Raw genomic sequence first — 25388 nt, forward strand, 5'->3', positions numbered from 1 at the left:
CACCATATAACTTGTCGGAGCTTGAAAGGGTTGCGTAATAATCAATAGATGTGATTTGATTAAACGGATCACACTTTCAAGCAGAGAGCCCACAACATGACTGTTTTCAGCCTCCTGTTGACTGGATTTACCGAGGATAAATAACCGTGTTGTAGATTCTAAATCAAGCAGCGAAGACACTAAGTCACCATGAATCTGTTGCTTGTTCACGTTTTCTAGCGGTTGTTTCTTTGCTGTCATTAATAAATCGTCAAGCAGTTGATTCCCGTACTGTAATGCAAGCTTGCTACGTATCTCATCGGCACGCGTTAATTCGCTTAATAATACTTCATGCGCTCCCAGGCCAATAGCGCCCGACAACCCATTCACCGAGTTCTGCTGATATTCTGATTTATCCAAGACATGCAACAAAGTTAGCGGTGCTTTTAGCTTTTTAGCGGCCCAAAAACTCGCTTCACCAACGATAGTTGCCATGTCATTTCCATCAATACATGCTGTAATTTTTTTCATATTAATCATCCTTAATGACTAGAAAGCAGTTTTTCAAATGCGTCAGGTTTATCATGCACGGCAAATTTATCAATCAAAGTAGCGGTGGCTTGATTCATGCCTATCAATTCAACATTGGCGCCCTCTCGTCGAAACTTAATCACCACTTTATCGAGTACCGAGACCGAAGTAATATCCCAAAAATGTGCCTCGGTTAGGTCGATTTGAATATTTTCAACGGCTTCTTTAAAATCGAATGACGTTAAGAATGATTCAGAAGAAGCAAAAAAAACTTGCCCAATGACCTGATAATGGCGACCCGATGTTTCATTCAGAGTGTTGCTTTTAACCACCATAAGACGGCTAATTTTCCCTGCAAAAAACAACGATGAGAGCAACACACCAACGGCAACACCCGTGGCTAAATTGTGCGTGAATACCACCACAAAAACCGTGCTTAACATGACAACATTACTCGATAGTGGCGCTTGTTTAATATCACGTATTGAAGACCACGAAAATGTGCCAATAGACACCATGATCATCACCGCGACTAATGCAGCCATGGGAATCTGTTTTAACCCTTCCCCCAAGAAAACCACCATGAATAATAAAAACACACCAGAGGCCAAACATGACAAACGATTACGCCCACCCGATTTGATATTAATAATAGATTGGCCAATCATCGCACAGCCCGCCATACCACCCATTAATCCCACGCCAACATTCGCTAAACCTTGACCTTTACACTCTCTGTTTTTATCGCTGGGTGTATCGGTCAAATCATCGACAATAGTGGCTGTCATCATCGATTCCAGTAAGCCCACCACCGCTAACGCAGAGGAATATGGAAGAATAATAAACAAGGTATTTAGGTTGAGTGGCACATCAGGCCAGAGGAAAATAGGCAGCGTATCGGGTAGTTGTCCCATGTCCCCAACCGTTCTGATGTCGATGCCCACAACCATATAAATCACGGTTAATGCAACAATACAAACAAGAGGAGATGGCAGTAACTTCCCAATGAAAGGCAGATAAGGAAAGAGATAAATAATCCCTAATCCACCCGCGGTCATTGCGTAGACATGCCAAGTCACATCGGTTAATTCAGGCAATTGAGCAAGAAAGATGAGAATGGCTAGCGCATTGACAAACCCAGTCACCACATCTCGTGAGACAAAGCGCATTAAGCTACCCAGTGATGATTTGTAAGAGGCCCGTTAATACGGTGGCGGCTAACAAATATTCTAACCCGTGCTCTTTAACTAACGTCACCATCAATAGTGCCATTGCGCCAGTAGCTGCAGAGATCATGCCTGCACGCCCGCCGGTAAATGAAATAATGACGGCCATACAAAAAGAAGCATAAAGACCCACTTTGGGGTCAACGCCGGCGATAATTGAAAATGCAATTGCTTCGGGAATAAGCGCGAGTGCAACAACGATACCCGCTAGCAGATCGCTTCGGGTATTAGAAAACCATTCTTTTTTAATTTTTTGTAGCATTATGACTCCAAGGTAAACAATGCGACTAAACCCTCTTCCTGCAATAAGCGAGAAAAGTTTTCTAAACAAAACAAACCAGCAAGCGTATCGCATTTAAAATGCGATAAAGTCTGAAAGTTAATTCATTAAATATGTTTATTGCGGTTTAGGTTTAGTGCATTTTGCCAAAAATAAACGTGTAAAACATTTACCGGGGCAATAGGAAATACGTTGTGAAAATTTAATCGACAGCTTTGTTGGTAATAATGGAATTACCGATTATGATTTTTTGAAACAAGCGTTTCGGAAGGGTATGGCTTAAGGCGGACTGATCATCAAAGTGTATATATTCCTAAAAGAGTGAATTGGACGTTAGATAACTAACTCACTAAATAATGCGCTAGATAAATAACATGACTACTATAACAGCTGCTTTAAATTTAACGTTGATGATGATCAAACCAAGCCCGAGTTGGCTTATTAAATTTAAAAGGCTGTAAACCTTGATCTTGCCTGTCATTTTTACCCACTAAGATTGGACTTTTCACCAGTGGCTGTATGCTCTAATATGACTTTATTTATAAAAAATCAGATAGTTACCGTTATTGCAGTCTTTAATATAAAAACAGACTAAGCCCATTTTTATTTATTCTTACTGAGTAGAGATTCTAAACTATGCAGCCTAATTCAGAACAATGCGTTGAAAACCCATTAATTTGGCCACTGCTCACTCTACTCAGAGACGCGCAACAAAGCAGTAAAGTCCATCATCTCGCCAGTCAATTACAACAGGATGGTTTGCTACCCGATTTAGATGATGATACTAATAAAGCGTTATTTAAACGTAACTTCTTATTGATGAATGCGCTCTATCAATTACAGGACATATTACTGCCTGAGCAATGGTTACAAGTTCAAGCAATGGATATCCAGATTTTTCCAAAATTGCCTACAGACTTACCATTGGTATTAGAGCAAGAGGCCGCGCTTCGTTGCTATTACTTAGATTGGGCGCACTTTGAAACCAGCGCCGATTCTATAGAGGTACTGTTTACACAATTTTGGAATCGCTTCGACAAGCACATTGGCAAGACAGATCAACTCATCGATCAACAGCAAGCGTTGCAGATTTTTGAACTGGATGACAGCGCATCAAAGCAAGATATTCGACGCCAATGGCGAAAACTCGCGCTTAAATGGCATCCAGATAGACCCTCAGGTCATGCAGATAAGTTTCGTCAAGTCTGCGAAGCATGGCAGACCTTACGCGCTTCATCACTAGCATAATACGAGCATAGTGAGCGATGACTCCCCTGCTCTATTTACTCGGGTTATTCGCAAAATAGTAGGTAAATTAGTTAATAATGAACGACTAACTTATTACCCGCTTTGACCTCTTCCATCACCACATAAGAGCGACTTTCACTCACCGATGGTAAGTTTAATAACGTATCTCCCATTAAGTTACGGTAAGCCTGCATATCCGATACACGCGTTTTTAATAAGAAATCAAAGTTTCCCGAAACAAGGTGGCACTCTTGAATAACGCCAATATCCATCACCGCTTTTGAAAATAGCTCAAAGACATCCGGAGAGGTGCGTGTCAGTGTTATTTCAACAAAAACGACCAATGCAGCATCTAAAAATTCAGGGTTAAGGTTAGCGCAATAATTCATAATAACATTGTCTTTTTCTAACCTCTTTACCCTTTCTAAACAAGGTGTTGGGCTAAGTCCTACCGATTTAGATAACTCAACATTAGACAGCTTTCCATTCTTTTGTAATGCGTTAAGTATGTTTCTATCAATACGATCTAATTTTCTTTTCATGGTTATTTTCCTGGGTTTTTCACATTTAGCACATAACACTATTTAACATTAATTTAACAAAATATTTAACTAGATAAAGCCGTATTACAGCACCTTAATCTAAAAGCATATGGCTATACTAGAACAATGTTATATCAATGTGATCACGTTGGTATTAATCCTAATACGTAGAAATAATGGAGTGTATACAATGATTATTGGTGTCCCTAAAGAGATAAAAAATCACGAATATCGCGTTGGCATGGTACCGGGTAGTGTTTTAGAGTTGATTCACAACGGCCACCAAGTTGTTGTTGAACACAATGCAGGCATGGGCATTGGTTTTGATGATCAAGCCTACATTAAGGTCGGTGCTGAAATATTAAACAATGCATCTGAGGTATTTACTAAAGCCGATATGATCGTAAAAGTGAAAGAGCCCCAAGCGGTTGAACGTGCTATGTTACGTGAAGGCCAAATTCTATTTACCTACCTGCATCTTGCCCCCGATCTAGCGCAAACAGAAGATCTCATTAACTCAAAAGCCGTGTGTATTGCCTATGAAACAGTGACCGATAATTTCGGTGGCTTACCTTTATTAGCACCAATGTCAGAGGTTGCAGGTCGCATGTCGATTCAAGCTGGCGCACAAGCACTTGAAAAATCAAATGCAGGCCGTGGCATGTTATTAGGTGGCGTACCCGGCGTAGAGCCCGCTAAAGTCGTTATTATTGGTGGCGGTATGGTGGGTAATAACGCGGCACAAATGGCCGTTGGTATGGGCGCAAAGGTTGTGTTATTAGATCGCAATATCAATGTATTACGCCGTCTTGATGCGCAGTTTGGCAATAAAATTCAAACGGTTTATTCAACCGCTGATGCACTGGAAAAACATGTATTAGAAGCGGATTTAGTCATTGGTGGTGTATTGATTCCTGGAGCGGCAGCACCAAAACTTGTCACCGCTGAGCATATCAAAAATATGAAACCCGGCTCTGCGATTGTTGATGTCGCGATTGACCAAGGCGGTTGTATCGCAACCAGTAAAGCGACAACCCATGCTGACCCAACTTACATTGTTGATGATGTAGTACATTATTGTGTCGCGAATATGCCCGGTGCCGTGCCACTTACCTCTACGTTTGCATTAAACAACGCGACCTTACCTTTCATTATTAAGCTGGCGAATCAAGGTTATAAAAAGGCATTGCTGAATGACCCACATTTCCTTAATGGTCTTAATGTCATTAATGGCCATGTGACCTGTGAAAGTGTCGCTCAAAATCTCGGTTTTGACTTTGTTGATCCACGTATTGCGCTAGGTTAGTTAACCCGCACTCAGGCTAACTAAAACAGAAAAGAATAAACGCAGTGAATGTATTGCGCTTATTCTTTTTTTTATAGCGAGTTGAGCTTTGCACAAGGTCAAATAAACTGATATTAAAACGCGGCTACAATTAAAATACTTGCCTGTTAATCATAACTCCTCCCTCTGCAATAATCGCTGTAACCCCTCGTTAACACGCTAGCCTTTAAAATAAGTCGAATTTATAAGGGTTATTTTAAAATCTGTTTTCCTCAAAATTGAGATTAACAACTAAAACACATGTACTTATTGTGGTTTTATACTAAATTTACTTTATCAACATAAACTCATTTAAGACAAGGAGGGATCATGCCAAACAAAATACTAATTTGTGATGATTCAGTCACCAATTTATTTGTTATTACTAAACTGATTGAAACTGAAATTTCTCGGGAGGTCAGCGTATTAACCGACCCACGCGAAGTAATGAATAGTTTAGCCTCAGAAGAATACGATCTATTGTTACTCGATTATGAAATGCCTTATTTAAATGGTATTGATGTCATGGAGTTAGTTAGAAAAAAATATAGCCAACATGAACTACCTATCCTCTTTATTACCGGCGCTCACGATGTCGAAACAAGAAATCGAGCATTATCAAGAGGTGCTAATGATTTTGTCCACAAACCGATTGATCAAGTAGAAATAATCCTACGAATAAACAACCTATTAGCGATTACCCATAGCTTTAAATTACAAAAAAACCTTAATCATGAACTTGAGCTTAGGGTAGAAAAAAGAACCCAAGAGATAAATAGTTTTACAGACAACTTAATTGATCGCCTCGCCATTGCCGGTGAGATGAAAGACAACGATACTGCTAAGCACACCTTTAGAGTCGGTGAATACTCACGCATTTTAGCATCAGGCATTGGCTTGCCCGATGATCTTGTTAACATGATCAAAAAAACGGCTCCTTTACATGATGTGGGTAAAATTTCTATTTCAGACCATATTCTGCTTAAACCGGGTAAATTAACCGAAGCAGAGTTTGAAATCATGAAAACCCATGCTTTAGCTGGCGAAACCTTATTAGCAGGCGACTCCTCTTTTTTACTTAAAATTGCCAGTACCATTGCCGGATCACACCATGAAAAATGGGATGGCAGTGGTTACCCTAGAGGACTCGCGGGGGAATCTATTCCCATTGAAGGACGTATTGTTGCCATTGCTGATGTATTTGACGCACTGGTGACCAAAAGACCTTATAAAGAACCGTGGCCAGTAAAAGATGCACTCGACTATATTGCCGAACAATCGGGTAAATATTTTGACCCTGAGCTCGTGGCCGTCTTTCTGAGTCGTGCAGATGAATTTATTCATGTGATGATAAATGCCAATGATGAGTGTGAAATCGACCAGAGTAACGATAGCTACAACGACAGCGATATCCTATTTATTAAACACGGTTAAGTACTACAAGTATCAATCGATCGGTTTTAAAGCGCTGATAGCTCAACGACAATATTTTTCGTTGCCAAATAATAAAAGTGAAGTCTGTTGATCATGACACCTCATTTCCTCTATCAATCAGGCTCTATCAATCAAGCTTTATCAACAAGCCTCTTTACCCCCTATATTTCCAAAGCCAGTTAAATTAAAATAACTAAAATCCCCATATTTCGCGACTATTTTCCTTTTTAAGGTAAACTGCGTCCATTAAGCAAGACACCCAAGAATGAGGTGTTACATAATAGGTATATTGAATGAGCTCAGCGTTAAAAGAACAACAAGAAACTATCTTACAATACTTAGATACAACACATTACATCGATGCTAATTCACCAAAAGCCGAAGAGAAGCAAGAAGCTAAGTATAAAATTGGTAAAGCTTGCAACAAAGCAAGAGAGATCCTGTGTAGTGATGAAGCTTTTCTTGATTGGGTATGGTCAAACGTTATCGCTGAATGCCCAACGAATATTGAAGAAGTGACACCTAATACACTTATTTCTTGGCGCATGCTGCCTAAATTTGGCACATTAGAGCAATGTGAAGTGGTGGGTTTCACCCATATTTCTAAGCTGTTGCTGCCAAAAAACGAGCAGCTGAAAGCACAAATATTAGATATTATTGAAACGAATGATGTTGATACCGCGAAGAAATTAATTAAAGCGCTACTTAAACCAACAGTAGATTACACACCTATTGTGGCTGATAAAGAACAATTAGCAGAAACCGTTGCAACAGTGAACAGACTATCAAAAGACGCACTGGTTGCATTAGTTAAAGCAATGCACCAAGAGATGACTAAATAATACCTAGTGCCTTAGTTTATATAGGTTAGGTTAGATTGAAAATCTTCTTTAAAAGGCACGTTATTTTTCTTGTAACAAAGAGAAAGTAACGTGCCTTTTTAATATGTTGCTATCAATACCAATTTAAAGGAACACATGGCTAAGATTTTTATTATTGGGTTACCACGTACAGGCACAACAAGTATCAGTGTTGCGTTACTAGAATGTGGTTTTAAAGTGGCACATACTGCGTTCACCCAACAGGCGTTTGAGCTAGCAGATGTGGTCTCTGACTCACCTTGTTTTTCAGATTATCAACAACTTGATCGATTATTCCCTGGTTCAAAGTTTGTCTATTTACAGCGAGACTTGTCGAAGTGGTTGCCTTCCATGCAACGTTTATTAGTCAAGATGGCACCTCATTTAGTGCCTAAAACCGGGCATTTTAACCCCGTCTTAAAACGCAGTTTTGAACAAACCTTTACGCTGTCAGATAATAATTTATTAACCGATGCACATTTATCTGCTTGTTATGAAAAGCACCAACAGCAGGTGAATACCTATTTTAATGGCCGCAGTGATTTATTATCCATTAACATCAGTGAGCAAGGTAGCTTGGCAAGTTTAATGGCATTTCTAGAGTTAGATTACCAAGGTGAGCAACAATTCCCGCATCTTAACCAAGGGTCTCAAGTCTCTAATTGGAAAGCGTATAAACATAAAAACAAAATAAACAGTTTAAGCGCAGGTAAACACCATCGGAAATTTTTTGATTATCATTGTGCCTGACAAAGCATCTTGAGGTAGCATGGGTATAACTAACAATGGTTAGCTCTGTGCGGCTGCGAATTGTCGATACCATTCAACTTCACTGATTAAATCTCGTGTCGTCTCTACTTGGTCTATGAAGGTTAATCCGTTCAAATGATCTAATTCATGTTGGAAAATTCGCGCAATAAAGCCCGTTAATTCTTTTTGTTGCAGCTCACCTTGTTGGTCGTAATAACGAACAGTAATCTGATCATGCCTTGGCACTAAACCGCGTAGGCTTGGCACACTTAAACACCCTTCCCAACCTTTTGTTTTCTCATTAGAACAATGTAATATTTCAGGGTTAATGATCGCTGTTGGACGCATTAATGGCGCATCAGGATAACGTGCATTAGGTTTTGAACAGATAATAAAAATGCGCAGACTATGATGAATTTGTGGCGCGGCAATACCCACTCCACCGGCCTCTTCTACCGCGAGCATCATTGTTTTAATGAGTTGTTGACACTCGTCACTGTGGATATTGTCCACCTCAGAAGCGACCTCTCTCAAAACCGCATGACCTAATTGCGCGATAGTATAAGCATCACTCGTTTGATTCATATCGCTTGGTCCCTATCATTTGTCTATGGGTATTAATGACATTAGTCTTTTCATGTATTCTCAGTGCGAATAAAAACACGGACAAAATGAACATTTTTATGCCACTTTATCCATGCAAATTAAACGAGTGCTTATAAACGCGCTTGTAACCATTGTGCGATATCTGAAATTTGCTCTGCACAAACACTGTGTGGCATTGGATATTGCTTATATACAGGTTGAAAACCCATTTCGGTTAATGCGTTAATGGCTTGCTCGCCTAATAACGGAGCAACAACAGGGTCTTCACTGCCGTGCATAACATTGATATTAAGCGACTTGTTATTATCATCTAGTTGGATAGTCTCTTTAGTGGCAAAATAAGTCGACATCGCTAATAGACCGCCTAATGGTTGGCCATAGGTTAACGCGGCTTGGTAAGCAACGGCCCCTCCCTGAGAAAACCCTGCAATAATAATACGTTGCGCTTTAATACCACGCTCAATTTCTCGGTCAATTAAGGCTTGAACCGCCTCTGCTGATACAGTTAATTGCGCTAAATCGACTTTTCGCTCAATACTCATATCTAAAATATCGTACCAAGCAGGCATCGTCATCCCGCCATTAATCGTCACAGGGATAGAAGGAGAATGCGGAAAAACAAAGCGAATCGCTAAGATTTTTGGAAGCGCTAATTCTGGCACAATTGACTCAAAATCATGGCCATCAGCCCCTAAACCATGTAACCAGATAACAGATGCGTTTGCATCCGTTGTAGGTTCAACTTCAACACTCGATAAATAATTCATAAATAGCTTCTCATATGTGCCCGTAGACAATGGATACCCAAGGTAAAAATGAACTATACCACTGTTTTTATTGCAAGCTAATGAGATAGAGTCGCATCACTGAAACTTTGCATAACACTTTAGATAATACTCAGTTTACATTCCTCTCCAGGGGGCTTATATCTAAGGTTTACGCTTTAAAAGCAAAAAAAACATCACATTGTAATAAAATCCTTTTTAGCTACGCTTATATTTTGATTCCAAGTTAAATTGAAATAATCAGAGGCAAGCTTATGAAATATTGGAAAATTTATAGCGTAGCATGTATCAGCCTATTGTTATTAAGTTGCTCAAAAGCCCCCACACAGGCCTTACGGATCGGCATCAATGCTTGGCCCGGTTATGAATATTTGACTCTCGCGCAACAGCTTGGGTATTACAAAGATGAAGGTTTAAACGTTAAATTAATTCCCTTTCAAACACTCGCTGATGGACGCCGTGCTTTTGAAAAAGGCCAATTTGATGTGATGGCAGGCACATTAATGGAATTTTATACTGCAAGAGATGTTAAAGGTGTTGAACCAGTTGTCTTTATGGTGGCCGATTTCTCTAATGGTGGCGATATGTTACTTGCCCATAAAAGCATTACTAATGTCGCAGCGCTTAAAGGAAAAAAAATTGGCTTAGAGGGTGGCTCAATTGACGTACTCACAGCAGCCAATGCACTTGCCTCTGCTCAGCTTACCTTTAAAGATGTCTCGCTTATTTCACTGCCTCAACCCAACAATATTAAGGCGTTATTAGCCGGTGAAATTGACGCGGCACAAACTTACCCGCCTTTTGCGACACAAGCATTAGCTGACCCCAATATTGTGCGTTTATTCGATACCAGCCAAACACCGGGTGCCATTATCGATATTTTATTTACCCGAGACGACGTTGTTAAAGAACGCGCCGCTGACCTTGCTAAAGTCACACGTGCTTTTGCACGGGCCGTACAATACCAAGAAAGTAATTATGATGATGCCATAAGCCGCATGGCACAACGTGAGGAGTTAAGTAACGCTGACTTTATAGATGCACTCAGTGGGTTAAAAATGGTATCCCAGCAAGAGCAAATCACCTACTTAAGCGCCGAAGGTAAATTAGCCCCATTATTGAAAGCGACACACATAGCGTTAACTGACATAGGTGTCATCGAGGGCCCTGCCTGTGATAATCGATGCTTTACCGATATTGCGATTAAGTAAGTGGTCAATAAATAAGCCCCTCACTATTTATAAATAGACTTGGAAATATATGGACTCATTTCGTTCTCTACATAGCCGCTTATTACGCCCTCTCTTAGCACTTGCCATTGTCTCTGTACTCAGTGGTGCGGTTGGCGTTTATTGGCTTGCTAATACCACGTTACATGACGATTTGCAAAAACGAGGACAACTTCTCTCAACCGCGTTGGTTATTTCAGCAGAAACAAGCAGTTCACTTTCCGACTTCCAGCGTGCGTTATTAGCTACAGCAGCGGACCCAAGCATTGAAAATATACATCTGCTTGATCCTGATTATCACGCTATTTTTCATAGTCAATCAGCCCATACAGACAATGAACTAAAAGAGTTAGAAGCCTTTGCTCATAAGGCAAAAAAAAACGGAATAAGTTTTGGTCAATTCGCCCCTGAACACAACAACATCTACCAATTTGTTACCCGCATCCATATCTCTGCACATAATCAAAATAATGCCTTAAAACCCGAGTTATCTTTTCTTATTATCAATTTATATACACAGGAAGCTGAAACGGAAGCTTTTAGCTGGGTAATATGGCTAAGCACATTGTTCACTGTCATTAGTACGGTGGCTTTTATTATTATTTATCTTTTAATGAACAAGCTAATACTCAAACCAAGCCAACGTATTGTTGAAATAATGGATGCACAACGTCATAACCGCGAAGCGCGAACAGATCTTTTGCCAGAACATGAACTAGGCCTTATTGGTCAAACCTTTGATAACTTAGCAGATACCTTACAAACTCGAGAACAAGCCTTACAAAAAGCCTTAGATGAAGCACAGCAAGCCAATGTGGCCAAAGGAGAGTTTCTCGCCAATATGAGTCATGAAATCCGTACGCCGATGAATGGCGTGATTGGTATGGTGAACCTGTTATTAGGCACGTCATTAAATAAACAACAAACGAACTTTGCACATACGGTAAAAAGCAGTGCAGAATCGCTGCTTTCTATTATTAATGACATTCTCGATTTTTCAAAAGTTGAGGCGGGTATGTTAGAGCTTGAACCGATAGATTTTGAAATGAGCAGCTTGATTAGCGATTTTTCGAGTAGCATGGCACTGCCCGCGCATGAAAAAGGTCTGCTACTAATCTGCCCAGCGAACGTATTAGAACAGCAGTGTTTAATTGGCGATCCCGGACGTATTCGACAAATTCTCAACAACCTGATTAGCAATGCTATCAAGTTCACTGCTCAGGGAGAAATCGCCGTATACTTTAGCGTTGAAAAGCACTGCGCGTTACGTACAACACTTAAAATTGAAGTGAAAGATACCGGCATTGGACTCACTGAAGAACAGCAAACAAGCCTATTTAAACGTTTCAATCAGGCAGATAATTCAACAACACGGAAGTATGGTGGCACAGGTTTAGGCCTTGTAATCAGCAAGCAGCTCGTTGAAATGATGGGCGGAGAGATTGGCATTAACAGTGTTATTGGGGAAGGCGCCACTTTTTGGTTCACTTTAGATCTTGAAAATAGCAAAGAGGCCAAACCCGTGCCTTTACCCTCTACATTAACTGAGCAGAAGGTCATCGTTGTAGAGGCTAACTTAACAACACGTCATCTACTTGGGCAATTACTCAGTCATTGGGGAGTAGAGCACACGCTGCTAGACAGTGCCAATGCAGCACTTTATACCATGCGCTTAGCATCAATTGAACAGACGCCCTATCACATTGCATTGATTGATATGATCCTGCAACCCATGGATGAAATACAATTCTTATCGTTAATCAAAAATGATAAACATTTAGCCAATACGCAGCTCATCTCTTTTTCATCAAAACAACATGCAGCGAGTGACCCCTCTCTCGATACTTATGCATTTGATGCCACCCTCAGTAAACCGATTCAACAACATATTCTTTATGAAACATTATTGCGTGTTTCCAATCATGAAGAGCGCTTAAGCTCCTTAGCCCATCAATATTCCAACGATGCAGTGAATCAGTACAAAGCGCGTATATTAGTTGTTGAAGACAACATTACCAATCAACTGGTTGCTCAAGGTTTGCTAGAAAATTTTGGTGCATGTGTAGAGCTAGCGGCCAATGGAGAAGAGGCCATCAAGCTTTTAGAAATGTTCTCTTATGATTTAGTCTTTATGGATTGTCAGATGCCTATCATGGATGGTTTTGAAGCCACCAGGAATATACGTGCGGTAGACACTAAGGTACTTGATAGACAGATTCCGATTGTTGCATTAACAGCGAATACGATGAAGGGAGATCGTGAAAAATGTATCACCTCGGGTATGAATGACTTCATGGCCAAACCCATCGATCCGGTCAAACTTGAAGAAGCACTAATCAATTGGTTACCTGAGTATGTGGGAGAAAATAAGCCCCCATTAACGCAACCCTCTTTAATCGATCAAGTAACAGAGGATAAAAAGGATGAACTACTGGTATTTGATTATCTCGCCATGAGTCAACGACTACTCAATAACAATGCGTTGATTTGCAGTGTTGCAGAGATGTTTATCAACGAGACAAGCGAATTGCTCGAATCAATTAAAGCCGCGATTACCCAACAACAGTTTCAAATTATCCGTGAGCATTCGCATCAAATTAAAGGTTCTGCGGCCAATGTGGGTGGGCTCGCCTTTAGCGCCTGCGCGCAAGAAATGGAGCAAGCAGGTAAAGATGAAAACTTAGCAAGTCTACGCCAAAATCTACCTAAGCTTGAAGAGAAATTCCAGGCACTTAAAACGGCAATAGCACAAAAAATTACAGTCTCAAAGGTTAAGCCCGCTCATTCAATACTTGATTCAAATGAATAATTAAGTGGCTCTATGCCTTCACAATATTGTGGAGGCGAACATATTGAATCAGCTGTAACAGAGTCAATTAAGTATGCATAAGAGCAATGTCACTAATACAGCAACAATGGACACGACAAAACCACTAAAGCAGGTATATTGATCACTCTAATTTGCTTTGAGTCATACCATGTTAACCTCTAAAACGAACTACCCGCTCAAATTACAACCCGTGCTTCGTTATTTAGAAGCGCATTTTAAGCAACCTTTAAACCTAAAAGACGTGGCTGAAAAAGCCTTTCTCTCGCCCTATCACTTTCATCGTATCTTTAAGGCTGTTACTCAGGAAACACTAGCGGACTACTTAAGGCGTTTGAAACTTGAATATGCAGCCCAGCAGCTCTTTTATAATGAACAGAGCATTACCGAGATAGCGTTAACATTAGGCTTTTCAAGTTCACAAAGCTTTGCCAAAGCATTCCGTCAATATTATGGATTATCAGCCACTGACATTCGAAATTGTCTTACATTAGATCAATATCGCGCATTGATTCAAAACAGCAAGATTGGATACCTGATGCGCAATAATGACAACGCACTAAACGAAGAAACACCCTATTCTGATTTCTCCCAGCAAGTAACAAAACAACCAGGAGAAACAGTCATGAAAACAGAAAGTATTAAACAGAGATATCTTGCCTATATTCGCGTTACCGGCCCCTATGGTGAAGGTTACCAAGAAGCATTAGAGAAACTCTATCGATGGGCACATCTACATTCTCTCGCAGACGGTGAAAGTTTGATGATTTACCATGATAATCCTGAAATTACGCCGAGTGAAAAGTGCCGTACCGATATTTGTATTAGTGTGCCTGAAGATGCCTTTGTTTCTCAAGGTACCCGTATTTCTCAAGGAGTTGGAGCTTCTCAAGGTATTGAATTACAAGTATTACCCGCAGGTCCTTATGTCTACTTACGTAAAACCATTACCGATAGCAATCAATATGCGTCATCTTGGAATCATTTAATGGAGCAGGTAGTTGAGTCTCAACTCCCCCTTGATGACCGCCCTTGTTTTGAGCTTTATCATCACTTTGATGTTGAAACCAATATTGCCGACGTCAGTTTTTATACCGCGATTAGATAAATAAAGTTAATGCTTCTATTATTTGTTATCTGATGTCAGAAGTACTGAATGGCCAAAGAAAACGTATGTTTTTCAGGCGTCTAAAAGGATAAATAATGCAGGACAAGTCTAAGAAAAAAAGCATCCCTCAATGCTTGAAGTGACCTTTAGTGTCATAGCGGCTGCATTTGGCGTGCAGAGCAGCAAAAATAGTGAGCGCGACTTTACCACAGGTAAGCCCCTGGTATTTATTGTCGCGGGACTCATATTCACACTACTGTTTATTATGACGATTATCGGCATAGTGACTCTGGTACTAGCACCCTAAGCAATTAATAGTGGAAAAGTCCTGTTTCACTATAATTAATAAAAACAAGCCACTCCCATAGAGTGGCTTAAAGCGATATCGTCACCATTTATTCAGTGGCAACCTTTAATGGTGACGTTTTTAACCTCGCAGTTGTTTCCTTTACAAAACTTTCAACGACGATTAAGTTATTTTAACCAGTAAAATAGATTTGCTATTAATTTCAATTGGAATTATATCTGTTGTAATAACGAGCAATTATAAAGGGGCGAAAATGAAAAATCGTATTGAGTTTGACAGTCAAGGCAATAAGTTATCTGGCTTAATGGAAAGCCCGGCGGGAGAAGTACGCGCTTATGCATTATTTGCCCATTGTTTTACCTGTGGAAAAGATATTGCAGCCGCATCTAGAATTTCACGGGCATTAACACAACAAGGTTATGCGGTACTGAGGTTTGATTTCACAGGTTTAGGAAACAGTGATGGCGACTTCTCAAATACTAACTTTTCATCGAACCTAGATGACCTGCTCGCGGCAGCCGCTTATTTACGAGATAACTACGCGGCCCCTCAGCTTTTAATTGGTCATAGTTTAGGCGGTGCTGCAGTACTTTCTGTTGCTAATGATATTCCAGAAGTTAAAGGTGTCGTGTCTATCGCAGCACCCGCTGACGCACAACATGTCATTCATAACTTTGATCAACACTTAGATGAGATTAACAGTAAAGGCATTGCCAAAGTGCGGCTAGGAATGCGTGAGTTTACAATCAAAAAACAATTTATTGATGATGTTGCCGAGCATAGCCGAAATGGATTTAATTTAAGAGGCAAAGCGTTATTAGTGATGCATAGCCCACTGGATGCAACCGTTGCTATCGCCGATGCCGAAAAAATTTACAGTGCAGCAAAACATCCTAAAAGTTTTGTTTCGCTAGACCAAGCAGATCATTTGTTATCGAATAAAACCGATGCTGAATATGCAGCGCTGGTGATCAGTGCATGGGCAGATAAATACGTTGATAAAGCGACAGTGAATAAACCTGCATTAGCAGAAAATGGTTCTGTTGTTGTCTCTGAAAAAAACCATCAATTCACCTTAAATGTTGTCAGTGACAGTCATTATTGGCTTGCTGATGAACCGCTAAAAGTAGGCGGTAATAATTTGGGACCCGATCCTTATGAACACCTGTTAGCGGCACTGGGCGCTTGTACTGTAATGACCTTAAGGATGTATGCTTCTCGTAAGAAATTGATGTTAGAGGATATCCAAGTAACGTTAACACACCAACGCAACTACTTTGATGATTGCCAAAATAGCCAAGCAGGTAAAGGTTTTGCAGAACGCATTCACCGTCAAATTAAACTTTCAGGTGATATTACAACAGAGCAACGCCAGCGACTGTTAGAAATAGCCGATAAATGCCCTGTCCATAAAACCCTACAGAGTAACCTAATAGTGACAACGCAACTCGATGCATAATATTCATTATGCACTGCATGTCTAGCTAACTGGCGTATAAAATACTAAGGGTGGAGAGTAGTAACTTTCCCTCTTTTACCAACCCAAAATTACCAATAAAAATTACCAAGCAAAATTACCAAGCAAAAACCATCAAGCATCTTCGATATCTACCAATCTGGAGATGCTTTCATGTAATCTGATAATTGGTCTATAAATGCTCTGAGTAACGGGGTTACTTGCTTGCGAGTTGCGTAAACGACATATACACCCAGCGTTTTAGGTTTCCAGTCAGGTAATAATTGCACTAACTCCCCCCTGTCAATCAGCGGTTGTGCAACAGCTAACGGTTGTAGGCTGATGCCATTTCCACGCAATGTAGCCGCTAATAACACTTCAGAAATGTTTGCACTAATATTGCCATGAATAGGTACTGACTCAACACCATTTGGGCCGTCAAAAGTCCATACTGAACGCTCAAAATAAGTAAAAGATAAACAGTTATGCTGACTCAATGCTTGTATATCAACGGGCATACCCTGCTTTTCTAGATATATTGGCGATGCACAAATAACAGACCGGCATTGTCCTATTTTTTTAGCAACCACATTTGGCGCTAAATCATTGGTAATACGAATGGCTAAATCGATACGAGAATCAACCAAGTTAACGGATTTATCCGTAGAGACGATATCTATCGACACTTCTGGCCATCGACCTGTAAATTCACCAATCACTTCAATTAAAAAACTATCAATGACTGAATAGCTTGATGTAATGCGCAACTGCCCTTTTAGTTTTAAGAGGTTTTTATTGCGAATCGCATCTAAATTATCAGCCATTGCCAGTAGATGCCTGGCAATTTCTAATGTTTCTTCTCCTGCACTAGTTAGGCTCATGCTGCGTGTTGTTCTGTGTAACAAGCGAGTATCCATCCAGTTTTCTAGCTCAGCTAAAAAACGTGTCACTTTTGCTCTAGACATATCTAAGTGTTCAGCTGCAGCACTCAAACTACCACGCTCAACGATGGTCGAAAAAACATGTAATGCGCTCAATCTATCCATTATTAGCCTCTTATCACCAATGTCACTTGCTCGAAATATGAAACAGTGTAGTGCACATTATAGCCTATTTCATCGGAATACAATCGAATAAGATAACCTCATCAACCACACATTTTCAGTGACCCTTACTTAATCTAAATGGAAATATAATAATGAAATTCTCAACACTCACGTTAGCAAGTACGCTTTTAATGACTGCTTATGCATCAGCGGCTGATTTGACATTAAGCCAATACAACCCAGGCGAAGACGGCATATTCCCTACCACTTCAGTGCTTGTCAGCGGTGAAAAAGAAGCTATTTTATTCGATGCTCAATTCAGTACCATTGATGCTCAAGCATTAGTTAAAAAAATAGAGAAGAGCAATAAAACCCTTACCATGATTTATGTCAGCAATGGCGATCCTGATTATTATTTTGGTCTACAACCTTTAATTAAAGCATTTCCTAATGCCAAAGTAGTCGCAAGTGAAGCGGTTGTTGAGTACATAATGCGTACCAAAGAAGCTAAATTGAAATATTGGGGACCCATCCTAGGTGATGGCGCGCCTACATCCATTTTTGTTCCTCAGGTGCTCAACGACACAACAATATATCTAGAGGGCGAAAAAATTGAAGTTAAAGAGATAAACACTCATCAAGCGTATTTATGGTTACCCTCATCTAAAACGGTATTTGGTGGTGTATCGATTACATCAGGTATGCATGTTTGGACTGCCGATAGCCAAACAAAAAGTGCACGTAACAAATGGGTACAGTCACTTGAACGCATGAAAACACTGCAACCAACAAGCGTGATTCCCGGTCATTACCTTGATGAGATACCAGCAAAAATGGGCCCGATTCAATTCACTATCGACTACCTTACAAAAACCGAACTGGCGCTTGAAACAGCCAATGGTAAAGGCTCAGATTATGTTATCAAAACAATGAAAAGCCATTACCCTTCCTTAAAAGGTGTTGCAGACTTAGAGCTAAGTGCAAAAGTAATTACCGGCGAAATGGAGTGGTAAAACCCTTGCTGGAATAATTAGCCACTTTACCAACATGCATAGCGCGGTTTAAAATTTAAATTGCGCTGTGTATATTGGTTTTACTGGCTTATTCATTTTATTATCTACTTAGCAGAAATGGAAAAGTTATCTTTTAAAGTATGTTTTAAACTACAAAACGAATCAGAGAAAAGGAATGAATGTGAATCAGCAAAGTAGACATAACACACGTATGAAGCAGGTAATGAATTACATCGAAACACATCTTGATGATAATCCAACACTCACTGAGTTATCTGCTATCGCCTGTTATTCTGAGTTTCACTTTCAGCGATTATTTCAAGCTTTTGTCGGTGAACCTGTTTATGCCTATAAACGTCGCCTTTTACTGGAACGCGCAGTACGTAAACTGCGTTACCCAACGTTAAACATTACTGAAATTGCATTACAGTCTGGCTTTGAAACCGCCAGTGCGTTTAATAAATCCTTTAAAAACAGCTTCGCTTACACCCCTTCTCAGATTCGTTTACAGCGGGATATTGCGCTTCAATATCCACCAGCCCTCAAAAAACGGAGTTTAAACATGAAAGCAGATATCCAACAATTAACCGATATAAACGTGATTAGCGCACGGGGTACTGGCGCTTATTCTCAAGCAGCAAAAACAGCATGGGAAACATTAATGCCTTTTGCTTACGGTAATCGTTTAATGAAAAAGGAAATACGTTCATTTGGTATTGGTCACGATAACCCGCAGGTCACCGCTGCTGAGAATCTACGCTACGACGCTTGTTTAGATATTGAGGGTGATATTAGTGATTATCCAACATTACAAAAACAAGTGATTAGTGGCGGGAAATATGCGTTATTTTTACATAAAGGCGCTTATGAGACGTTATCGGAAAGTTACAATTTTATTTATAATGATTGGTTAATGAACAGCGACTTTGAGTTACGTGATATTCCCTGTTTTGAAGAATATTTAAATCGCGATCCAAGAAAAACCAAACCGGAAAACTTAAAAACACTGATTTATATCCCATTAAAGTAGCTACGAGTAACAAGCCGCTAGTAGCTGCTTGTTACTAATCCCAGCCCTACTGCCCTAATCTTAATAATAAAAAACCTGCCAGCGCACACATCATCAAGCCAATCAAAGTATCAATAATGCGCTGTGCCTTTACGCTACTCAGAATATGAGCAAACTTTGACCCTAACAAAGCTAAACCGAAGAACCATAGAAAAGACGCGCTTATACCGCCTAATACAAACCAAGGGCGTTCTTCTAGTAATAGATTAGCGGCAAAACCGCCCAAAATAACAATGGTATCGATATAAACGTGCGGGTTTAAAAAGGTAAATGCGCAACATGCTAATACAATCATTTTAAAACTACGCTGTTTACTGTCAGACTCGATTGCGCCTCCCCCTTTCACTGCACGATGTAAACATTGCGCGCCATACACCAGCATAAAGGTTGCGCCTAATAACGTAATCGCCATTAATAACCACGGGAATGCACTGAATAAGGTAGCTCCCCCCCACACACCAACACACATAAACAGCACATCGGAGAAAGCACAAAAAGAGGCGACAAATAGATGATGTTGCTTGCGAATGCCTTGATTTAATACAAATGCATTTTGCAATCCAATCGGCATGATCAGCGTGGCCATTAAGGTTAATCCAGTAAAATAAGTCGTTAGCATAAGTATTCCTCGTGATGAAACTGGACTATATCTGCCAAATAACATTAAATATAACTAATAATATTAATCACTGATTAGTTTTACTAATGATGGCTTTATGATTACTTTATCAATGCTATAAAAAGGCAGTTAAATAAGGGAAATGATGCAAGATTACAAACTATTAAGTGCACTGGATGCGGTATTACGCGAACAAAGTTTTGATAAAGCAGCGAAACGTTTACACATGACTCAATCTGCCGTTTCACAGCGTATTAAACTGCTTGAAACAGAGCATGGTCAGCCTTTATTGATTCGTAGTCAACCGATTAAGCCCACCGCATTGGGTCAAAAACTGTTGGGCCATTATCAACGAGTTTTACAGTTAGAGTCGGAATTAAATAAGCAGTTAAATAAAGAAAAACAGCTACAAAGCCTGCCTCTCGCCGTTAATGCAGACAGTTTAGCGACTTGGTTTGTTGACGCCTTAGCGCCATTGTTACAGCAACAACAAATCGAGCTTAATCTTTATGTCGAAGATGAGTCTCGTACTTGGGAGCGAGTTTCTAGCGGAGAGGCGCTAGCTTGCATTACCAGCAAAGCCAAAGCGATGAGTGGCGGTGAAAGTCACTTTCTGGGTTATATGGAATATCTGTGTGTCGCGACACCCAACTTTATTAAACGCTATTTTTCACAGGGTATTAATAAACGTAGTTTGCAGCATGCCCCCGCCATGACCTTTGATCAACATGATGATATGCACCTGCGCTTTTTGGCGGATCATTATTCACTGCAACAGGGTCAATACCCGTGTCATACCGTGCGTTCGTCTCAGGCCTTTGTTGATATTACCTTGGCAGATGGCGGTTATAGCTTCAACTCTCGTTTACATATTGAAAAACAGATCAACAGCGGACAACTGATACATATTTTGCCTGATAATATTATTTATGTGCCTTTGTATTGGCATTGCTGGCAGTTATCGGGGGAATTGATGGGGCAATTAACAGAGAACATTATTAGTCACTGCCAACAGGTATTAGGTCAGAATAAAAAATAGCGAGGCAGCTAATAGCAAAGTCATTAATCTCGAATCTGGGATTTAGAATTTAGAATTATGAGATGTAAAAATTGGCGAAGTAGAGGCTTCGCCATTTCTTTGCCAATTTTTTGCCAAGAGGTAGCTAAGGGTTCGCGCTAAACCTTCAAAATAGACTAAACAAGCTCTTCAAAATCAGGCTCTGGTGCTAAACGTAGGCGTGCTTCTTCTGAGTCAAAGTAGTCTTTTTCCACTAATAATGCAGCTAAACGTTGTAAATTGAATGTTTGCTGCGCTAAGCCATTCTCTAAACGTGCGATACATTCCTTAATAGCGACCTGTTCGTCACTCTGTAAATATTCACGGCATAAGTACAATTGTGGAATATCCAAAGCAAAGGCGCTTAACTGTGCAATTTGCATCGCATCTAATGGTTGAACAAGTTGCTCAAGTGTTAATGGGGAATCTTGAATAGCTGTAGACATAAATGTGCTCTATATAAGGAAGACCTAAAGACTGTACAGTAAAAGCCTGCTTAATACTGCAAGCTGTTGATCAATATACTGTCACAATAGCCTAATAAACATGCTCTCAGTGATAACTTGTGACTGATCTCGCGCACAATGCTCCCGTCGTATTTTCAGTGGTTATTCTATTTCTCTCATGACGAAGGAAAATAACAGGCAACTAAACCGCTATTGAAGCTCTGATAACTGTCGTGTAATAAAGGTTTTTAAAAAATTCAGTAATAGACGCAATTTTTTGGTTTCTGCGGTTCCCGGGGGGAAAACCGCAAAAATGTTAATATCGGCTAATTGGTAATCTTCGAGTAACAAGGTTAAGAGGCCCGCTTTAATTTTAGGTAAGGCATCATACAGCGGAATACGAGCAAGCCCATGACCCGCCTCAACAAACGCGGTACGCGCAGCTGCATTATTGGTGCTGACGGTGCCACTGGTAATAATACTAAAGGAGCGACTGCCTTTGCTTAAATTAAGAGTGGATGATGCTTGCTGGTAAATAACCCAATCATGGCCCGTTAGTTCGCTAGGTTTAGTTGGCTGGCCTTTCTTTAATAAATAGCTTGGCGCTGCGCAGATACAGGTGGGTAATGTTGCTAATTTACTCGCTTGTAAACCAGAGTCTTTTAACGGTGCGCCACGAATCGCTAAGTCAAAACCTCCTTTAATGATATTTTCTACTTCATCACTGAGTTTAAGATCTAATTCGATTTTAGGATAAAGCGCACGAAACTCGTTAAGCGCCGGCACCATCAGTTGTAAACCAACATTGACCGGACAAGTAATCTTAAGCAAGCCTTCCGGTTCATTCTTAAGGTTTTCAATCTGCTGATTCGCTTGGCTTGCTTGCTCAGCAATCACTCGACAGCGCTGATAATAAACACTGCCTGCCTCGGTTAAGCTAATTGATCGAGTAGAACGATTCAATAATTTAACTTTTAAATGGGACTCTAGCTTTTTAAGGTGATAACTCACCACAGCACGTGATAAACCAATCTGCTTAGCCGCCGCACTTAAACTGCCCTGCTCAACGACATGGGCAAATACCACCATGCTTTTTAACTGCTCAAACGAAACATCCATTATCTTACCCACCATTAATCATTAATTGCAGCGCACCATAAACCAGTCTATTTAGCTGCATCACTCGAACAGCCCTGCTCAGTTAAACCAAACCTGGGCAAACACCACCATGCTCTTTAACTGCTCAAACGAAACATCCATTATCTTACCCACCATTAATCATTAATTGCAGCGCACCATAAACCAGTCTATTTAGCTGCATCACTCGAACAGCCCTGCTCAGTTAAACCAAACCTGGGCAAACACCACCCTGCTTTTTAACTGCTCAAACGAAACATCCATTATCTTTCCTATATTTTACTTATTATCAATCAATAGCGTTTCCACACACACCATTGTATCAATAATTAAAACAATGTAGTTCATTTTATCTGCATTGTTGAAGGTGACTAAGCGTTCTATACTGCTTCCATCAAATAACAGTTGGTTATTTAACCAGTCATCAATAATACATACAAAGGTAGAACTCGCATGTCTAAAAAAATATTAATGGTATTAACATCACATGATCAATTAGGCGATACAGGCCATAAAACAGGATTTTGGGTAGAAGAATTTGCAGCCCCTTATTACGTATTTGCCGATGCGGGTGTTGAGCTAACATTAGCAACACCTAAAGGCGGACAAGCGCCGATCGACCCAACAAGTGAATTAGCAGACTTTCAAACTGAAGCAACAAAACGATTTGATGCGGACAAAACAGTACAGCAGTTAGTGGCAAACACAGAGAAACTAGAAGACATCAACGCCGATGATTACGATGCGGTATTTTACCCAGGTGGCCACGGCCCACTGTGGGATTTAACCGATAATGTTACATCGATTGCATTGATTGAAAAACTATTAAACAGCAACAAACCTGTGGCAGCCGTTTGTCATGCAACCGCTGCATTCTTAAACGTACAAAACACGTCGGGTGAATTTGCTGTACAGGGTAAAGCGGTAACAGGGTTTACTAATAGCGAAGAAGACGCAGTGCAATTAACCGATGTTGTTCCCTTTTTATTAGAAGATGAATTGATCAAACGTGGTGGTGAATACCAAAAAGGCGAAGATTGGAGTGCTTTTGCAGTACAAGATGGTTTGATGATCAGCGGACAAAATCCAGCAAGTTCAGTATTAGCAGCAGAGAAATTATTAGCACATGTAAACGCCTAATTAGTTTTCTTGTCATCATTAAGCATAACTAACAAACGGCCATTAATAAAAATGGCTGTTTTTAATAGCCTACAATGCCCCCTCAATTAGGATTTACCATGACACAAACTGCAACTATTAATCGTAAAATTGTATTAGCATCACGCCCATTTGGCGCGCCAACAGCGGATAACTTTAATATCGTTTCTACTGAGAAGCCAAGTATTCAGCAGGGTGAAGTATTATTACGCACTGTTTACCTGTCACTTGACCCGTATATGCGTGGTCGAATGAGTGATGCTGCTTCTTACGCTGAACCGGTTGTATTAGGTGAAGTGATGGTTGGTGGCAGTGTTTGCCGCGTTGAATCAACTTTAAACGACAACTTTAAAGTCGGTGATTGGGTAGTGGCATTTGGTGGATGGCAGGATTATGTAGTCTCTAATGGTGAAGGTTTATTAACACTACCAAGCACGATGCCAAACCCATCTTACGCACTTGGTGTTATGGGTATGCCCGGTTTAACCGCTTATATGGGTTTATTAGATATTGGCGCACCTAAAGCCGGTGAAACGGTCGTAGTGGCAGCCGCAACGGGCGCGGTAGGCAGTTTAGTGGGTCAAATTGCAAAACTAAAAGGCTGTAAAGTCATTGGTATTGCCGGTGGTAAAACTAAATGTGATTACGCTGTTGAAACATTAGGTTTTGATGCCTGTTTAGATCATAAATCAGATGATTTAGCGGCGCAGTTAGCTAAGGCTTGTGATCAAGGTATTGATGTTTATTTTGAAAACGTCGGCGGTAAAGTATTTGATGCCGTTATGCCACTACTAAACAGTTGTGCACGTATTCCGTTATGTGGTTTGATTTCACAATACAACGCAACAGAGTTACCAAGTGGCCCGGATCGTTTATCGGCGTTAATGGGACTGTTATTAGTGAAACGTATTAAAATGCAGGGCTTTATTGTCTTTGATGATTACGGACATCGTTATCAAGAATTCAGCGACCAAATGTTTAGCTGGTTAATGGCTGGCGACATCAAGTACAAAGAACATATGGTTGATGGGTTAGAAAATACAGTTGAGTCGTTTATTGGTTTATTAGAAGGTAAAAACTTCGGTAAAATGGTCATGCGTTTAGGGCCTGATAACCTCGCTTAAATCAGTTTTAAGTAATTTACCACAAAGAAAAAACTGCAGGACTGAAGTCCCACTTCCAAAAACGATATCAAAATATCCTTGGAAGTGAGCCTTTAGGCTTGCCTTTGTTGCTAATACCACAAAACCCGCAGGACTGAAGTCCCGATTCCAAAACAATACACTACCCCGCAATACCCGCAGGACAGAAGTTCCGATTCCCAAATCCCCCCAAACAGCACTCGAAACAA

23 protein-coding genes and 1 pseudogene are annotated in these 25388 nt (G+C 40.3%); 15 read left to right on the forward strand and 9 right to left on the reverse strand.

Annotated features, from left to right (window positions below; genetic code table 11):
• The coding region (locus CXF74_RS16760) for a universal stress protein (protein ID WP_198552894.1) at positions 1–510 on the reverse strand (510 nt) is incomplete at its 3' end.
• 11 nt (positions 511–521) lie between these two features.
• Positions 522–1998, reverse strand: a pseudogene (locus CXF74_RS16765) (SulP family inorganic anion transporter).
• A 654-nt stretch (positions 1999–2652) separates the two neighbouring features.
• On the opposite strand from CXF74_RS16765, the gene CXF74_RS16770 reads away from it, so the two are divergent.
• Positions 2653–3264, forward strand: coding sequence for a DNA-J related domain-containing protein (locus tag CXF74_RS16770; protein ID WP_101083678.1), 612 nt, complete (start codon positions 2653–2655; stop codon positions 3262–3264).
• Between the two features lie 71 nt (positions 3265–3335).
• On the opposite strand, the gene lrp is transcribed toward CXF74_RS16770, so the two are convergent.
• On the reverse strand, positions 3336–3806 hold the full coding sequence (lrp, locus tag CXF74_RS16775; protein WP_101083679.1) for a leucine-responsive transcriptional regulator Lrp: 471 nt from the start codon (positions 3804–3806) through the stop codon (positions 3336–3338).
• Between the two features lie 190 nt (positions 3807–3996).
• On the opposite strand from lrp, the gene ald reads away from it, so the two are divergent.
• The 4 genes from ald to CXF74_RS16795 all read left to right on the forward strand — a co-directional run bounded on the left by ald (position 3997) and on the right by CXF74_RS16795 (position 8174).
• Positions 3997–5112 (forward strand): alanine dehydrogenase, encoded by a 1116-nt coding sequence (gene ald / locus CXF74_RS16780; RefSeq protein ID WP_101083680.1) that lies wholly within the window; start codon positions 3997–3999, stop codon positions 5110–5112.
• 348 nt (positions 5113–5460) lie between these two features.
• The gene (locus tag CXF74_RS16785) at positions 5461–6564 is read left to right on the forward strand and encodes an HD domain-containing phosphohydrolase (RefSeq protein WP_101083681.1); all 1104 of its coding nucleotides are present in this window, start codon (positions 5461–5463) and stop codon (positions 6562–6564) included.
• A 293-nt stretch (positions 6565–6857) separates the two neighbouring features.
• A complete protein-coding gene (locus CXF74_RS16790; RefSeq protein WP_101083682.1) occupies positions 6858–7406 on the forward strand; it encodes a hypothetical protein in 549 nt (182 codons plus the stop codon).
• A 135-nt stretch (positions 7407–7541) separates the two neighbouring features.
• A complete protein-coding gene (locus CXF74_RS16795; RefSeq protein ID WP_101083683.1) occupies positions 7542–8174 on the forward strand; it encodes a sulfotransferase in 633 nt (210 codons plus the stop codon).
• A gap of 39 nt (positions 8175–8213) precedes the next feature.
• Here the strand turns inward: CXF74_RS16795 and def are convergent, their stop codons facing one another.
• Both def and CXF74_RS16805 read right to left on the reverse strand, forming a co-directional pair.
• Positions 8214–8759 (reverse strand): peptide deformylase, encoded by a 546-nt coding sequence (gene def / locus CXF74_RS16800; RefSeq protein WP_101083684.1) that lies wholly within the window; start codon positions 8757–8759, stop codon positions 8214–8216.
• A gap of 131 nt (positions 8760–8890) precedes the next feature.
• Positions 8891–9547, reverse strand: a complete 657-nt coding sequence (locus CXF74_RS16805) for an alpha/beta hydrolase (protein WP_101083685.1) — start codon at positions 9545–9547, stop codon at positions 8891–8893.
• A 272-nt stretch (positions 9548–9819) separates the two neighbouring features.
• Between CXF74_RS16805 and CXF74_RS16810 the strand changes: the two genes are divergently transcribed.
• The 5 genes from CXF74_RS16810 to CXF74_RS16830 all read left to right on the forward strand — a co-directional run bounded on the left by CXF74_RS16810 (position 9820) and on the right by CXF74_RS16830 (position 16495).
• Positions 9820–10776, forward strand: a complete 957-nt coding sequence (locus CXF74_RS16810; RefSeq protein WP_101083686.1) for an ABC transporter substrate-binding protein — start codon at positions 9820–9822, stop codon at positions 10774–10776.
• 49 nt (positions 10777–10825) lie between these two features.
• The gene (locus CXF74_RS16815; protein WP_101083687.1) at positions 10826–13603 is read left to right on the forward strand and encodes a response regulator; all 2778 of its coding nucleotides are present in this window, start codon (positions 10826–10828) and stop codon (positions 13601–13603) included.
• 169 nt (positions 13604–13772) lie between these two features.
• Entirely contained in the window at positions 13773–14729 is a 957-nt protein-coding gene (locus CXF74_RS16820) for an AraC family transcriptional regulator (protein WP_101083688.1), read from the forward strand.
• 130 nt (positions 14730–14859) lie between these two features.
• On the forward strand, positions 14860–15036 hold the full coding sequence (locus CXF74_RS16825; RefSeq protein ID WP_101083689.1) for a DUF2970 domain-containing protein: 177 nt from the start codon (positions 14860–14862) through the stop codon (positions 15034–15036).
• A 253-nt stretch (positions 15037–15289) separates the two neighbouring features.
• Positions 15290–16495, forward strand: a complete 1206-nt coding sequence (locus CXF74_RS16830; RefSeq protein WP_101083690.1) for a bifunctional alpha/beta hydrolase/OsmC family protein — start codon at positions 15290–15292, stop codon at positions 16493–16495.
• Between the two features lie 149 nt (positions 16496–16644).
• On the opposite strand, the gene CXF74_RS16835 is transcribed toward CXF74_RS16830, so the two are convergent.
• Positions 16645–17538, reverse strand: a complete 894-nt coding sequence (locus tag CXF74_RS16835) for a LysR family transcriptional regulator (RefSeq protein WP_101083691.1) — start codon at positions 17536–17538, stop codon at positions 16645–16647.
• A gap of 152 nt (positions 17539–17690) precedes the next feature.
• On the opposite strand from CXF74_RS16835, the gene CXF74_RS16840 reads away from it, so the two are divergent.
• Both CXF74_RS16840 and CXF74_RS16845 read left to right on the forward strand, forming a co-directional pair.
• Entirely contained in the window at positions 17691–18551 is an 861-nt protein-coding gene (locus CXF74_RS16840) for a Vmh family MBL fold metallo-hydrolase (RefSeq protein WP_101083692.1), read from the forward strand.
• Positions 18552–18732: 181 nt separating this feature from the next.
• Positions 18733–19581, forward strand: a complete 849-nt coding sequence (locus CXF74_RS16845) for an AraC family transcriptional regulator (RefSeq protein WP_198552895.1) — start codon at positions 18733–18735, stop codon at positions 19579–19581.
• 46 nt (positions 19582–19627) lie between these two features.
• Here CXF74_RS16845 and CXF74_RS16850 read toward each other — a convergent pair whose 3' ends face one another.
• Positions 19628–20239 carry a LysE/ArgO family amino acid transporter gene (locus CXF74_RS16850; RefSeq protein WP_101083694.1) on the reverse strand — a complete coding sequence of 204 codons (612 nt, stop codon included), beginning with the start codon at positions 20237–20239 and terminating at the stop codon, positions 19628–19630.
• Between the two features lie 142 nt (positions 20240–20381).
• On the opposite strand from CXF74_RS16850, the gene CXF74_RS16855 reads away from it, so the two are divergent.
• Positions 20382–21278: a LysR family transcriptional regulator ArgP gene (locus tag CXF74_RS16855; RefSeq protein ID WP_101083695.1), complete on the forward strand. Its 897-nt coding sequence runs from the start codon at positions 20382–20384 to the stop codon at positions 21276–21278.
• A 155-nt stretch (positions 21279–21433) separates the two neighbouring features.
• Here CXF74_RS16855 and CXF74_RS16860 read toward each other — a convergent pair whose 3' ends face one another.
• Together CXF74_RS16860 and CXF74_RS16865 are read right to left on the reverse strand one after the other, a co-directional pair.
• A complete protein-coding gene (locus CXF74_RS16860) occupies positions 21434–21742 on the reverse strand; it encodes a hypothetical protein (RefSeq protein WP_101083696.1) in 309 nt (102 codons plus the stop codon).
• Between the two features lie 210 nt (positions 21743–21952).
• A complete protein-coding gene (locus CXF74_RS16865) occupies positions 21953–22861 on the reverse strand; it encodes a LysR family transcriptional regulator (protein ID WP_101083697.1) in 909 nt (302 codons plus the stop codon).
• 471 nt (positions 22862–23332) lie between these two features.
• On the opposite strand from CXF74_RS16865, the gene CXF74_RS16870 reads away from it, so the two are divergent.
• Together CXF74_RS16870 and CXF74_RS16875 are read left to right on the forward strand one after the other, a co-directional pair.
• The gene (locus tag CXF74_RS16870; RefSeq protein ID WP_101083698.1) at positions 23333–24019 is read left to right on the forward strand and encodes a type 1 glutamine amidotransferase domain-containing protein; all 687 of its coding nucleotides are present in this window, start codon (positions 23333–23335) and stop codon (positions 24017–24019) included.
• 98 nt (positions 24020–24117) lie between these two features.
• A complete protein-coding gene (locus CXF74_RS16875) occupies positions 24118–25161 on the forward strand; it encodes an NADP-dependent oxidoreductase (RefSeq protein WP_101083699.1) in 1044 nt (347 codons plus the stop codon).
• Positions 25162–25388: the final 227 nt, after the last annotated feature.

Origin of the sequence: Psychromonas sp. Urea-02u-13 (assembly GCF_002835995.1) — a bacterium.
Taxonomy (GTDB): Bacteria; Pseudomonadota; Gammaproteobacteria; order Enterobacterales; family Psychromonadaceae; genus Psychromonas.